The sequence below is a fragment of the Treponema sp. OMZ 805 genome, assembly GCF_050937395.1.
Lineage (GTDB): Bacteria > Spirochaetota > Spirochaetia > Treponematales > Treponemataceae > Treponema.
On sequence record NZ_JACCLP010000004.1, the window covers coordinates 177,282 to 190,139 of the forward strand.

Below are 12,858 nucleotides of genomic sequence, written 5' to 3' on the forward strand. Positions count from 1 at the left end.
ATAAGGAAAAATACGAAAGATTATTAAACGGGCTTGAAGTACGAGAAATCTCACTAAATGAAGTTGAAAAAAATAAAGATTGCAGAGTAGATAGTCAATTTTGGACTACAAAAATTTATTATAATCAGCACTTGGACTACAAAAAAATTGGTGATATATTAACAAAATCTCAATATGGAATTTCAATTGCAATGAATGAAGAAGGAATTGGATATCCTATTTATAGAATGAATGAGATTCATAATTTACTTTGTGATTTAGAAGTGGATAAATATGCTGATGTAGCTCTTAAAGAGGCTAAAAAGTTTATATTGAAAGACGGTGATGTTTTATTTAATAGAACAAATTCTTTTGAATGGGTTGGAAGAACTGGAATTTATTATAAAAATGAATTAGATGATAGAGATTATGTTTTTGCTTCTTATCTGGTTAGATTTAATACAAATGATAATATAATTTTACCAGAGTATTTAAATATTTTTTTAAATTGCAAATATGGAGTATTGGATATAAAACGAAGAGCAAGACAATCAATAAACCAAACTAATGTAAACCCTGAAGAAGTAAAAGAAATGCAAATTCCAATATTGAGTATGAAATTGCAGAATAGGCTCAAAGAATTTTTAATTAGTGCGAGTAACAAAGAAAAGAAATCCAAAGGCTTGTACTATTCAGCCGAAAATCTTCTCATTTCCGAACTGGGACTTGAAAATTTTAATCCGTCGAATAAAAAAGTATCTATCAAAACTTTGAAAGAAAGCTTTTTAAGAACAGGAAGATTGGATAGCGAGTATTACCAGCCTAAGTATGATGAAATATTAAATAAAATTACTAAATATGGTTGTTCTGAATTTACAAATTTTGTAGATAGCTATACAACAGGTTATCCATATTCAAGTGATAGTTATGTAGAAAAAGATGGAATAGCGCTTATAAAAATATCAAATATAAACAATTTTAAACTTGATATTTCAAGTGCAAGTTTAATACCAAAAAACGATATTGGTTTGAGCGCGGAAAATGTAGTACAAAAAAATGATATTTTAGTTTCTATGTCAGGAACGATTGGAAATAGTTGTATAGTACAAGATGACATAAAAGCTGTTGTTAATCAACGGATTATGAAAATAAAATCAAAAAATATCAATCCTGTTGTATTTTCTCTTATTATCAATAGTATGATAGGTAAAAATCAATTGGAGAGAATACAAACAGGAGGAGTACAAGCAAATATTTCTCCGAAGGATATACTAAAAATACAAATACCTTGTATTAAAACGAGCGTCCAAGACGAAATAGCCGGATATATCAAGCAGAGTATGGAGTATTCAAAAAAGGCAAAAGAATTGCTTGAAATTTCTACAAAAAGTGTTGAAATAGCTATTGACAAAGATGAACAAACGGCACACAATTTCTTAGAACAGAACAGAACAGAACAGAACAGAACAGAACAGAACAGAACAGAACAGAACAGAACAGAACAGAACAGAACAGAACAGAACAGAACAGAACGCTAATTGTCTACTATAATGAGCAAGCGAACTATTATATTAATCTTGCAATCTTCAGACTTTATGAAGAAATCGGCTTGTTTGATAATCAAAAATCTGTAAATTATACTGTCAAAAATCTTAAAGATACATTCGCCGTTACAGGGAGATTGGATAGTGAATACTATCAAGAAAAATATGACAGGTTGTTTGAAAAACTGTCGGATAACAACTGTGATAAGTTATCTAATCTTGTTACAATCAAAAAGTCGATTGAGCCGGGAAGCGAAAGCTATCAGACAAAAGGAACACCATTTATAAGAGTACAGGATTTAACGAAATTCGGTTTAACTGATACGAATATTTATCTGTCGGAAAACGAATTTAAAGATTGCATCAAACCAAAAAAAGATACGATACTTTTATCCAAAGACGGGACTGTCGGCATAGCCTACAAGATGAATAAAAGCGAAGATATTATTACATCATCTGCCATACTACACCTTGATGTTAAAGATAAGAGAGTGCTACCTGATTATCTGGCATTGGTGCTAAATTCCGTAGCGGTAAAAATGCAAGCGGAAAAGGACGCAGGCGGTTCAATTATTAATCATTGGAAAAAGAGCGAAATAGAAAATATAATAATTCCGATTATCGCAAAAGAAAAACAGGAGCAAATAAGCAAGCTGCTAATTGAAAGCGAGACTTTACGGAATGAAAGCAAGTCTGTTTTAGAAAAGGCTGTTAAGTCGGTAGAAGCGGCGATTGGATAAAGAAGCGTATTCTGCTATTACCGCTGACGCTGGACATGATGCAGGTGTAAAATTCCACGAATTGACTGCAACCGATACCCGGTTACAGTACCGCAATTCTGCTATTCAAACAGTAGAGCCGATTGCAAGGCGCTTTCTCCACGCCGATTTTTTAATTTGCTCATGATAGAAATAATTGACAACAACAGGCGGCGCATCAAAGGGACGGTTCATACTATCATCATTTGTTACATAGTCATGTCCGATGTCCGCGGTAAAGGCTTGTAGTTTCGCATCAAGCAGTTCCCAATAACTGCGGTCTCCGTCAACATATATACTTTGATAGAGCGGCAGCAAATGAGGGTAGTTCGTTCCTATGTAGTCCATGATCACCGGTTTATAGCTGCCGCGTAAATTGAGATTTTCAAGCCAGATTAAATGACACTGATTCGATATTTGAGAATGATTGCATAATGTCTGCGGTAACTTTTTTGAATGGTGCGGTAAGATAGTGCGGCCTGCTTTGGTCAGGGGTTATCTTTAGCACCGAACATACCCGTAAGTGAAGCAGCTTCGATTGCGTGCCCTTTAATCGCGGCCTTAAGCTCTTTTACGCTGCTGCCCGCCGGAAGAGTCAGATTCATATCGAGCGCATAGAGGTAAAAAATATAGCGGTGCGTCCCGAACGGCGGTTGAGGTCCGTTGTAGCCGCTCGTACCCCAGCTTGTTTCGCCTTCGACGGCATCCGATGGTACATTACCTTCTCCGATCGACGTTGTTTGCGGCGGAATGTTCCACAGCGTCCAATGATAAAATCCGCCGGGAAGCGGCGCATCCGGATCGTGCACGATAATCGCAAGGCTCTTTGTACCCTCCGGTACACCGTCGATTTCGAGCGGAGGAATGTGATTCGCTCCGAGTTTTGCAAATTCTCGGGACATTTTTTCGCCGTCGGCAAAAGCCGTGCTTGTCAACTTCATAGAACCTCCTTCAGTAAGCGGCTTGATTTCGTCTTTACTTGAGCAGCTTCCACAGGAAATAACAATCAGCGCCGCCATAAACGGCAGCATTTTTGTATAGATATGTTTCATACCGATATTTTATAACAAAGCCATTTTAAGTCAATATGCCTGATGGTTGCTTCGGGGACACACATCAGGCTGTTTTAATAGTCTTACACATTGATCAGTGTTAGGCAAAAACTAGGGAGTTTAGTTCCGAAAAAGTTAGGAAAGTATCCCGCCAACGCTTTCTTATATTCTTTATTTCTCCTTCTGCAAGGCACGGATACTCTTTCTATATGAAACAAGGTAATCGATAAACGAGCAAACCGACAATAAGGCAGCGACCCAGTAAATACCTTTGTTGATAATAATCATCGTATCGGTAACGGATTTTTCCGCAAGCGAAAATACAATCAGCAGTTCAATAAGCAGCGTAAAACCTTCGGCAAGAATATAGCATACCGTTTTAGTCTTGCCACCTTTTTTCGCACCGATGGTAATACCATTCCCTCGTGCAAGCATCCGTAAAAATAAAATATTTAACTCACGGTATAAAATAATGATAAAAACAGGCAGCGGCACATAACCGGACAGCATAAATGCCAACAGTACGGTCAGATTTGCAAACACATCCGCAAAAGGGTCGAACAGCTTTCCGAAATCGCTCACCTGCTTCAACTTACGGGCATAATAGCCGTCTAAAAAATCAGTAAATTCCATATAAATAAACAGCGGTATAAGAATAAGCAGAACCGTTTGTTGCGATATACCTATATAATTGGGAAGATAATAAATGCAGACAAAAAGAGGAGCCGCAACCATTCTTGTCGCGGTAAAAAAATTTGCGATATTCATAGTTTGAGTATCTCTTATCGGTACGAGTTTGTCAAACCCTAGGACAAATACATCAGCCCATTTTTTAACAGCCCCGCAGAATTATAGAGGCCGTTCAACCAGAGTTTCGCCGCTGTGCGGCTCAAATGGTCTCACAACCTCTATAATTCTGCGATTTTTATCTACTCTGCCTGATGTATTTGCCTATCCTACTGAAAAACCGTGCGGAATTTTATTTAAAATTTCGCACAGAACGAAGGCTACCGTTTAAAATATTTCCGGAACGCCGGTGTGTAAACCATCCGCACAAATAAAAAAGCCGACTAAAATCCGATGAAGACTTTAGACGGCTTTTTCAGAAATTACGGTCGGGCATCCGGGGATGTCTCAAAAGTTGGTTGCTTTTTCGACAGTCTCGTGTCTCCGATTTGTGATGTTAAATCGCTTATTCTGCAGGTTTTTCCGCTTCGGGCGGGAGGATGCCCAATAACTCAACTTCAAAAATCAATGTTGAGTTAGGAGGAATAACCTGTGAAACGCCGCGTTCTCCATAAGCAATCTTAGAGGGGATATAAAGCTTGTATTTTGAACCGACTTTCATCAGCTGCAAGCCTTCCGTCCAGCCGGGAATAACGGCATTTAACGGAAATTCAACGGGATTTCCTCGGTCGTAAGAGCTGTCAAAGACGGTGCCGTCAAGTAACGTCCCTTTGTAATGCACTTTTACCGTATCGGTAACGAGCGGAACAGAACCGGTTCCTTCGGTTATAACTTCATATTGCAAACCGCTTTCGGTTGTCTTTACACCATCTTTTTTTCCATTTTTTTCAAGAAATTCTGTTTCTTTTGCCAAATTTTCTGCAGCTTCTTTCTTATAAGCAGCTTCGCTTGCCCGCTGTAATACCTTCTGTGCAGCAGTAATATCTATATCTTTGTTTTTTTCGACATCCTTTAAACCTTTTACCAATTCACCGTAATCGACATCCAGTTTAAAGTCTTTAAGCGATGTTCCCATCATAACGCCGAACGCATAGCCGACCTCTTTTTTCGTCGGAGGGGGAAGTTCTTTTTCTTCCTCTGTTTTTGTTGTCTCGGTGTTAGCGCCTTCCGCCGGAGCAGCAGTTTCGGCGGCCGGTTGTTTTTTACAGCTTACCGTAAAAGAAAACACAAGAAGTGCCGCAGCAATAATCGATAGAATCTTTTTGTTCATTTTTCACATCCATAAATAATAAAATTAGATTTTATGACGATACTAACAATGACTAAAAAAGTCAATGTTTTATGATAGAAATGGAGAAAAAATGCGGATACTTATTGTTTGTATTATATATGCTGTTCTCGTTACGATTCTCGGCTCAATTACCGTAAAAAACTTTTTTACTATGAAAACGAAAAAAGACCCGCTGCATCGGCAATATTTTTTTGCCGCACTTATCTTCTTATTTTTCCTTATTATATCTTTTATTGCAATTCTTCTAAAGCTAAAGCAAGATATATTTATCGGCGATGGCGCAGGCTCAGATATCTTTATAGGATATTCCGATAAAACCGGCTATGGTCTTATAGGTTTTATCATCTTAATTATCCTTGGAATAGCAGCAATCGTCCTATTTGACCGATTCTTCCTGAAACGGAGATCAAAAACCGAACAAGAATACCGCACACGCCGAAAATTAGCCGTCGCTGTTGTTATAATTATAATAGGAATAATTGCAGCGCTTAGATTGATTTGGTAACAAGTTGGAAAACCAATCCCCGGATGAATGGAAACCATATTTTAATAAAACAAGCACTGCCGGATTGTCCGGATATAATCTTTCATAGCAATGCACTTTCTATACATTTTTTCAAACACTTGTTAGAATACGCCGTATGCGTTTATTCTTTTCATATTTTAAACCTCATTGGAAACTCTTTACTGCCGATCTGTGCTGTGCAGCTTTTATTGCAGCGGTAGATATTATCTTCCCCATGGCAAGCAGATACAGCATCCAACATTTTTTACCCAAGGCTGACTATGCAGCCTTTTATGCATTTATTGTAATAATGATAGGATTATATCTTATCCGCAGTGCTGCTCAGTATTTTGTAACGTATTTCGGGCATCTTTTCGGCGTTAAAGTTGAAGCGGATATGCGGCGGAATCTTTTTCGCCATATAGAAAAACAGTCGTTTCATTTTTTTGATACCAATAGAACCGGACAGCTGATGTCCCGCATTACAACAGATTTGTTCGAAATTACCGAGTTATCGCATCACGGACCGGAAGACCTCTTTATTTCAGTATTAACGCTGACCGGCTCGCTGGCACTTATGGCTTCTATCAGATGGGAACTCGCACTGCTTTTGACGCTCTTTATACCCATCGCATTTTTTCATACTGTCCGCTGCCGTGTACATATTATGAAAGCGTCCCGCCGTGTAAAGGAAGAAACTGCTGCAATAAATACCGCTATTGAATCCGCTCTTTCGGGAATACGGGTAACACAAATATTTACAAATGAAAGCTATGAACAAGATCGTTTTGAAAAAAACAATCAGGCATTTTATACGGCAAAAAAACGTTTTTATTGGAATATGGCATTTTTCTTTAGCCGTTTAGAGTTTCTTATTTCAATGTTACATTTAGTGATTATTGCCGCGGGCGGTTTTTTTATTATGCAGAAGACGATGACGCTTACCGACCTTATTACTGCAACACTTTTTGCCGGTGCATTTTTACAGCCTATCCGCCGCCTTACTGCTTTTATTGAACTATACGCAAACGGTATGGCAGGTTTTAAACGCTTTAAAGAACTCATGGAAACAGATGATAGTATTAGCGATCATGATAATGCGGTAGAAATTACTTTAGCTCATGGAAACATCTGCTATCATAATGTTTCGTTTTCGTATCAAGATGGGGTTACGGTATTAAAAAATATCAACATGGATATACAGGCAGGGCAAACCATTGCTTTTGTAGGACCGTCCGGCGGAGGAAAAACCAGTTTATGTAATTTACTGCCCCGTTTTTATGAACCGTCCGCAGGAACCATTACCCTCGATGGGCGGAATATACAGGATATTACCGTGCACAGTTTACGGCGGCAAATCGGTATTGTTCAACAGGATGTTTTCTTATTTGCCGGTACCATTAAGGAAAATATTGCATACGGAAACAATGACGCTTCTGAACAGGATATAATACATGCAGCAAAACGGGCTGAAATTCATGAAGATATTATGCAGATGCCGGACGGGTATAATACGCTTGTCGGAGAGCGGGGGGTACGGCTTTCCGGCGGGCAAAAACAGCGGGTTGCGATTGCACGAACCTTTTTAAAAAATCCCCCGATTTTAATACTTGATGAAGCAACTTCGGCTCTTGATACCGCAACGGAAATAAAAATTCAAAAATCATTTGAAGAACTCGCACGGGGTCGTACAACACTGATTATTGCCCATCGCCTCTCAACAATCCGCAATGCAGACCGTATTGTAGTAGTTGATGATGAAGGCATTTGCGAGCAAGGAACGCATGCAGAGCTACTGGCAAAAGGCGGTGTCTATGCCGCCCTCTATAACGCACAAAACAACATGAGCTAGATGTTGATCTGCTCTATCTGAAGACGGAATGATTCTACAGCATACTCATCTTACGTGACAAAGTAATACAACGGTTTTGAAATTGGAAGAAAGAAATAAGAATGATGAAGATAAATCTGCGTCATTTTGTAATGTGCATAAACTTTTTAAAGAGATTGAAAAGCTGAAGAAATACTAAGCAACCGATTTGTTAATAATTTTATCTAATAGTTTCTTATCAATGAAGCTTCTATTTCTTTTAACAAGATTTCTCTTGAGAGTTTTTTGAATTCTGTTTTATTGATAATGCTATTTGCTTTCAATATGTTTTTTAATTCCTGAGAACTTACCCAATCCATATTCCAGATTTGATTTATATCAGTATCCGATAAAGAATTATTATCCATCTCTTTGAAGGCATGATCAATCAAACGGCATAAAGCATCATCATAGTCGATATCAAATTTAAAAAATAAGCTTATCCGCTGTAGCCATATAAGCATGTTGCTTGTATTTGGAATTAAGCTAAATTTATTCTTTATTTTGGTAATAATTCCTTTTTGTTCGTCTTTGTTCGACAGTTGAGCTAATATTATGCTTAACATTGCTGCACATATTGCATACGTTCGAGGATTGCGATAGGCTATATCAACGATGATAGCTATTAATGACTTAGAATGATTTTGCAAACGCTTGCCTTTCTTTATTCGGAAATAGCAATCTTGTAGAGGGGTTATTAAACTGCCTGCATGGGGATATTCTAATGCATGTTTGTATATTAGCAGCAAATGCTTCTGTAAATCTTTATTGGATTGTTTCTTTATAAGCCATGCGAGTTTGTCTTTTTTGATTGCATGTAAAATTATATTGTCGTATGTATTTGTTTTTAATGTATTTGGCTTCATTCCAAATTCAGCAAGAACCTCGGTTATTATTTTTAAGATGTGTTCTCCTGTATGAGGATTGTTAACAAATATCTTATAATCATCACGGTAACGTAATATATGATAATCGGTTATATTATTTGCTTTAATTCGATCGGATAATAATGTGTCAATATAACCCAGTACCATTTCAGCAATAAAATCCATCAAACCAGAACCTTGCGGAATGCCATTTGTTTGACCATATATACGGAGATGTTTTCGCCGCTAGTGAATTATTTCACTCTAAAAAGGAACGGGATCAAAAAAATCGATAGAGTTATGTTCTATCTGGTTTAATCTGTTATGTATGTTGAGTAATATAATATTTTTTCTTCCATTGTTTGAGTTCTTTAATAGGTTTATAAAATTCTTTAAAAGATAGCAGTCATAGTGTTGTTGGGGATAATAACGAAATCTACCGGAAATAAATGTACGGATAACATCGGATATATTTTGTACTTCATTTTCAAGTTGATTTATGGTATATATATTTTGAATCTTCTGTATAATTATATCAATATCTGTGGTATATGAAGCATCTTTATCAATCATTGCAATAGAAGTAACCAGTGCATCAATAAAATTTTTATATATCTTTTTTTCTTCATCTGTAAAAAATTCGATATTTTGATTATTATCTTTTAGGATTTTTTCTTTTATATCGGAAAAACTTTGTATTCTGTCGGATGGGTTAAGTCGTATCATTTCTGATAATAGACTTTCATATCTAAATTCATAAAAAATCTTCTCTTGATATAGATACTTACCGATTTGTTCAAATAATTTACCTACAAAATAGATTTCTGTCTTATGACTATATATATTCTGTGTAAAATCATACGGTTTATCACACCACCAATTTAGGCTAATGCTTTTCTCACAATCATTATCATAATTTATAGTTTTCCCAAATCCAAAATCTATAACTTTAACCTGACCATTGAAATTTACCAATATGTTGTTTATGCGTATATCTCTATGTAATATATTGTTACTTTCTAAATATACAAATGCCTCTATAACTTGTTCAAAAACAGAGTTTATTCTTTCAGGATTCTTTTTTAGATAGGTGTAGATATCCTCACCATCAATATATTCCATCAAAATATAACCTGTGGTTTGTTCAGGATATAAATAGTAATTAAATATTCGTACAATATTAGGATGATAGAGTTGAAACATTAATTTTATTTCATTTTTAAAATATTGATAATATTTTTCTTTAATCTGATTGGAATGGGGCTGATATTTCTTACATACAAACAGTATCTGCATTTCTTGATCAAGTAGTATAACAGTCTCTCCTAATCCGCCGTTTCGAAGATAGTCTAAAAATAAAAAATCTTTCTTGCGCAGAAAGGAAACTATATCATTTGGCCTTTTCCGATCCTGTACTGTTTCCATATCCGATGATTTTCAAGTTTTAGTTGTTCAGTATATTGTATATCAGACATAGTATTCTAATCTCCTTAATTTTATATCCGTTTCCTCTTCCCCGCCAACAGCCCCTCCGTCTTCTTCCCATACAGCTCGAACAAAAAAGCCACACGGGCGGTATCGTCGGGGAAGGCTGTTTTACGATACAGCTTATCCACAGCGGAATCAAGGGCGGCGTGCGCTTTGGTGAGTACCGGCGGCATCGTATTGGGATCGTATAAGTCGGCAAGGGAGCTATCGGGAAACTGCGAGCGCGCGTCCAATACCGCTTGCGCCTTTTGCATAATAGCTGCCTTTTGTTCTTCCGAAACATCCGGCCACGGGAAGTTGTTATACACAATCTGTGCAGAATAGCGGTAATCGCTTTTGAGCCGCCCGCATACGGTACGCATCCACGCCATGTGCATCTGTGAGGTAAGCACCCCGAACTCGTATAGCGTTGCATTGGGAACGAGTAAGTTCGCATTGCTTGAAATATCAGAACTATTCATAAAACCAATCGGAATATATTTACGGCGTTCTGATGATGTACTCGGCACGAGGAGATAATGTCCCGACTCCGGCTGACGGATTTCTCCAAAGAGGGACGGTGTTTGCGCAAGTTTCCGTGTTGCCTCACGGCTGCTGCCTTCACGGTGTTCCCGCACCTTTTGTATTCGCGCTACAATGAGCGGGCATTTTTTTAGGTGCTGAGGTTCCGCATTCAAAAGCCAGAGACAATATCGTTTTTTATTATTGATAAACTCTTCCGCCCCCAAAAACGGACGGATATACCGTTCTGCTTCCGGTTCTTGTTGTAAAAAGGAGGCGTATTCATTTTCTTCTATAATGAGATTACCGCCGTCATTCGGCATACTGCCAAACACCATCGGATTAGTTTGTGTATCAAGTACCGAACTTCTACTATCAATAAACACATGTTGTGCATCAGCTAAATAAGCATTTATCCGCTTGACTGTTTGAGCTTTCGGCTCTCCTTTTATATCGTCATATAAAAAGAGTTGTTTTTCCGTTCGGCTCCGGAGAGAAAAGCCGACAATAATGCAGTACACTGCCGCATTTCCCCGCGCTTCATTCGACCACTTAAAAGTCTGGTGCGCAAAATTGATATGCACCCCGCACGCAAAAAGATTGGGCCACAAAATCGGTACTTGCTGCCCCTGACAAATAGAATTAGTAGAAACAAAGGCGCATTCAATCTGCGTTCCTTGAATATACTCCGCAGCCTTTTTATACCAGCCCGTAACGTAGTCAAGATTCCCCGCATTCTTTACCCCGCTAAAAAGCATTGCAAGCTCCGCAGACTGTTCTTTCTCCATCACCCGCGCACCTAAAAACGGCGGATTGCCGAGAATATACGAAAGGTTATGTTTTGGTACGATGGTCTCCCAATCAAGCGCAAGCGCATTGCCCTGTACAATCGACGCGGAATTAACCAACGGGATACGCGCAAAGTATTGACCGAAGCGGCTGCCTACCAGTCTATTCATTTGATGATCCATCAGCCACAGCGCCGTTTGTGCAATTTGAGCGGGAAACTCTTCAAGCTCTATGCCGTAAAACTGATTAACATTTACCTTGATATATTCGCCGACATCAAGCAGCTGCTGATCTGCGCTTTTCAATTCTTCAATAATCGCAAGTTCCAAAAGACGCAGCTCACGGTATGCAATAACCAAAAAATTCCCGCAGCCGCAGGCTGGGTCAAGAAAGGTTAAATGTGCAATTTTATCATGCAGCGCGTTCAAGTTTGTTACGCGGGCTTCGGAGGTGTACTGTTTGTATTTATCAAATTCTGTCCACAGAGAATCTAAAAAGAGCGGATGAATGAGTTTTAAGATATTTGTTTCGCTGGTATAGTGCGCTCCCAAAGCGTGCCGTTCTTCCGGCTTCATCACACTCTGAAACATCGCACCGAAAATTGCCGGAGAAATACCGCTCCAATCCAGCGCACAGCATTCAATCAGTTTTTCCCGCATTGCACAATTAAAATCCGCAGTGGGAAGCAGCTCCTTAAAAAGCCCGCCGTTGATATACGGAAAACGCGCCAGCTGCTCATCAAGTGTTCTAAGCCGCTTTTCTTTCGGCGTATTGAGCACTTCAAAAATCTTTTGAATGTGCATCGCTAAATCGCTGCCGTCAAGATTCGTCCGCTGCAAAATATATTTAATAAAATGATCATGCTCAAAAATACCGGTGTCATCAGCAAACAAACAAAATAACAGACGAACCAAATACAACTCCAGTTGATGTCCGGTATAGCCGATCTCTTTTAAGGTGTCGTGCAATTCTCCCATCTTTTCCGCTGCTTCGATATTGACCGCATCCTGCTTTTTATATTCAACATCTTTATAACCTGCAAGAAAGAGAAACAGCTCAATATACTCCGCCAGTTCATCAATCGTAAAAGAGGTGAGCTCCGCATCTTTTTCTAAATGATAGTAGTCGAAATGAACAAAATCGCAAATCAAAATGCCCTTCGGCATATCGGCATTCTGCAGCGCATTGGCGTAGGCTTTTGCCTGTTCAAAGGCTTTTTTTCGGCCTTTGCCGGGAGACTTCATTTCGATGAGAATGTAACTCTTCCAAAAAAGATCGATATATCCATTTGAACCGTCTAACAGTTTAACTTTGTGCTCAAACACGGCAATTTTATTGCGTGGCACACCGAAAATTGCAAAAAACTCGTTTTCAAAGGTTTGCGCATCCGCTTCTTCCCGCGCAGTTGCCGCTTTATCTTTCCAGTTCAGTACAAACTGCTGCGCTCGTATCTTAATTTCGTTTAATGATAATGCCATATAATCAGTATGTCCAATGTCTATACCGATTGTCAAGCAAGAGGGTACCT

At 38.4% G+C, this 12,858-nt stretch carries 11 protein-coding genes; 4 read left to right on the forward strand and 7 right to left on the reverse strand.

The window, feature by feature from the left end:
* Nucleotides 1-131 precede the first annotated feature (131 nt).
* Together HGH47_RS05230 and HGH47_RS05235 are read left to right on the forward strand one after the other, a co-directional pair.
* Nucleotides 132-1,517 (forward strand): restriction endonuclease subunit S, encoded by a 1,386-nt coding sequence (locus HGH47_RS05230; RefSeq protein ID WP_432910819.1) that lies wholly within the window; start codon nucleotides 132-134, stop codon nucleotides 1,515-1,517.
* A gap of 143 nt (nucleotides 1,518-1,660) precedes the next feature.
* Nucleotides 1,661-2,263 (forward strand): restriction endonuclease subunit S, encoded by a 603-nt coding sequence (locus tag HGH47_RS05235; protein WP_432910822.1) that lies wholly within the window; start codon nucleotides 1,661-1,663, stop codon nucleotides 2,261-2,263.
* 105 nt (nucleotides 2,264-2,368) lie between these two features.
* On the opposite strand, the gene HGH47_RS05240 is transcribed toward HGH47_RS05235, so the two are convergent.
* The 4 genes from HGH47_RS05240 to HGH47_RS05255 form a co-directional block, all read right to left on the reverse strand.
* On the reverse strand, nucleotides 2,369-2,629 hold the full coding sequence (locus HGH47_RS05240; RefSeq protein ID WP_212565777.1) for a radical SAM protein: 261 nt from the start codon (nucleotides 2,627-2,629) through the stop codon (nucleotides 2,369-2,371).
* Between the two features lie 140 nt (nucleotides 2,630-2,769).
* The gene (locus HGH47_RS05245) at nucleotides 2,770-3,333 is read right to left on the reverse strand and encodes a YbhB/YbcL family Raf kinase inhibitor-like protein (RefSeq protein WP_212565776.1); all 564 of its coding nucleotides are present in this window, start codon (nucleotides 3,331-3,333) and stop codon (nucleotides 2,770-2,772) included.
* Nucleotides 3,334-3,504: 171 nt separating this feature from the next.
* The gene (gene pgsA / locus HGH47_RS05250; RefSeq protein WP_212565775.1) at nucleotides 3,505-4,101 is read right to left on the reverse strand and encodes a CDP-diacylglycerol--glycerol-3-phosphate 3-phosphatidyltransferase; all 597 of its coding nucleotides are present in this window, start codon (nucleotides 4,099-4,101) and stop codon (nucleotides 3,505-3,507) included.
* A 424-nt stretch (nucleotides 4,102-4,525) separates the two neighbouring features.
* Nucleotides 4,526-5,290: an FKBP-type peptidyl-prolyl cis-trans isomerase gene (locus HGH47_RS05255; RefSeq protein WP_212565774.1), complete on the reverse strand. Its 765-nt coding sequence runs from the start codon at nucleotides 5,288-5,290 to the stop codon at nucleotides 4,526-4,528.
* Nucleotides 5,291-5,381: 91 nt separating this feature from the next.
* On the opposite strand from HGH47_RS05255, the gene HGH47_RS05260 reads away from it, so the two are divergent.
* Together HGH47_RS05260 and HGH47_RS05265 are read left to right on the forward strand one after the other, a co-directional pair.
* Nucleotides 5,382-5,816, forward strand: a complete 435-nt coding sequence (locus HGH47_RS05260; RefSeq protein ID WP_212565773.1) for a hypothetical protein — start codon at nucleotides 5,382-5,384, stop codon at nucleotides 5,814-5,816.
* Nucleotides 5,817-5,952: 136 nt separating this feature from the next.
* Nucleotides 5,953-7,668 carry an ABC transporter ATP-binding protein gene (locus HGH47_RS05265; protein ID WP_212565772.1) on the forward strand — a complete coding sequence of 572 codons (1,716 nt, stop codon included), beginning with the start codon at nucleotides 5,953-5,955 and terminating at the stop codon, nucleotides 7,666-7,668.
* 203 nt (nucleotides 7,669-7,871) lie between these two features.
* Here the strand turns inward: HGH47_RS05265 and HGH47_RS05270 are convergent, their stop codons facing one another.
* From HGH47_RS05270 to HGH47_RS05280, 3 genes are all read right to left on the reverse strand, one after another.
* Entirely contained in the window at nucleotides 7,872-8,780 is a 909-nt protein-coding gene (locus HGH47_RS05270; RefSeq protein ID WP_414162760.1) for an RNA-directed DNA polymerase, read from the reverse strand.
* A 36-nt stretch (nucleotides 8,781-8,816) separates the two neighbouring features.
* A complete protein-coding gene (locus HGH47_RS05275) occupies nucleotides 8,817-9,977 on the reverse strand; it encodes a protein kinase family protein (protein WP_212565770.1) in 1,161 nt (386 codons plus the stop codon).
* Nucleotides 9,978-10,048: 71 nt separating this feature from the next.
* Entirely contained in the window at nucleotides 10,049-12,808 is a 2,760-nt protein-coding gene (locus HGH47_RS05280; protein ID WP_432910830.1) for a DNA methyltransferase, read from the reverse strand.
* Nucleotides 12,809-12,858 lie beyond the last annotated feature (50 nt).

Coding starts and splice junctions, on each gene's coding strand:
- HGH47_RS05245 (WP_212565776.1), bottom strand. CDS start 3,333: ATGAAACATATCTATACAAAAATGCTGCCGTTTATGGCGGCGCTGATT.
- HGH47_RS05275 (WP_212565770.1), bottom strand. CDS start 9,977: ATGGAAACAGTACAGGATCGGAAAAGGCCAAATGATATAGTTTCCTTT.
- HGH47_RS05265 (WP_212565772.1), top strand. CDS start 5,953: ATGCGTTTATTCTTTTCATATTTTAAACCTCATTGGAAACTCTTTACT.
- HGH47_RS05260 (WP_212565773.1), top strand. CDS start 5,382: ATGCGGATACTTATTGTTTGTATTATATATGCTGTTCTCGTTACGATT.
- pgsA (WP_212565775.1), bottom strand. CDS start 4,101: ATGAATATCGCAAATTTTTTTACCGCGACAAGAATGGTTGCGGCTCCT.
- HGH47_RS05240 (WP_212565777.1), bottom strand. CDS start 2,629: ATGGACTACATAGGAACGAACTACCCTCATTTGCTGCCGCTCTATCAA.
- HGH47_RS05280 (WP_432910830.1), bottom strand. CDS start 12,808: ATGGCATTATCATTAAACGAAATTAAGATACGAGCGCAGCAGTTTGTA.
- HGH47_RS05255 (WP_212565774.1), bottom strand. CDS start 5,290: ATGAACAAAAAGATTCTATCGATTATTGCTGCGGCACTTCTTGTGTTT.